The sequence below is a fragment of the Peribacillus sp. P4_B1 genome, from assembly GCF_056402395.1.
In genome coordinates this window covers 1-671 of the sequence record NZ_JBFUHM010000163.1, presented here as the reverse complement: position 1 = coordinate 671, position 671 = coordinate 1, and the positions used below count along the sequence as shown (strand labels likewise).

Below are 671 nucleotides of genomic sequence, written 5' to 3'. Positions count from 1 at the left end.
GTGTGGCGGGGCCGGAAATTCCGCTGGAGATGCGGATCATGCATCTCGCGGATACGGCCGAGGTCTTCCTGCGGAGGGAGGGCGTGGCCGGTGCGGTGGCCATGGTGCGGGCGCGCCGCGGCAGCCAGTTCGATCCAGCATTGGCCGGGCTGTTCATCGATCAGGCCGAGGCACTCACCGAAGGGCTCCTCGACGTCGACTGCTGGCAGGCCGCCCTGGACCTGGCTCCCAATGACGCTCCCCTGTCCGACCACGAGCTGGATGCGGTGCTGCGAGCGATCGGCGACTTCGCGGACCTCAAGTCTCCCTACACGGCAGGTCACTCCCGTGCAGTAGCGGCCCTCGCCGCCGCCGCGGGCGAGGAGCATGGGCTACCGGCCGACGACGTCACGGAGCTCCGCCGTGCAGGATGGGTACACGACCTGGGCCGGCTGGGGGTGTCCAACCAGGTGTGGGATAAGAAGGAGCCCCTCTCCGGGCTGGACCTGGAACGTATCCGAATGCATCCGTATCTGGGAGAGCGGATCCTCAGCCGCGTTCCCGGGCTGAAGGGCGAGGCGGCCCTCACCGGCTCACACCACGAGCGGCTCGACGGGTCCGGCTATCCGCGAGGGATTGGCGGAACGGAGCTGGGGATAAAGCAGCGGATCTTGGCGGCTGCGGACTCCTAC

1 protein-coding gene is annotated in these 671 nt (G+C 68.4%); it reads left to right on the top strand.

What is annotated here, in order from left to right; translation table 11 throughout:
- Positions 1-38 precede the first annotated feature (38 nt).
- A partial coding sequence (locus AC1DVK_RS27080; protein WP_477627842.1) for an HD-GYP domain-containing protein occupies positions 39-671 on the top strand: 633 nt, incomplete at its 3' end.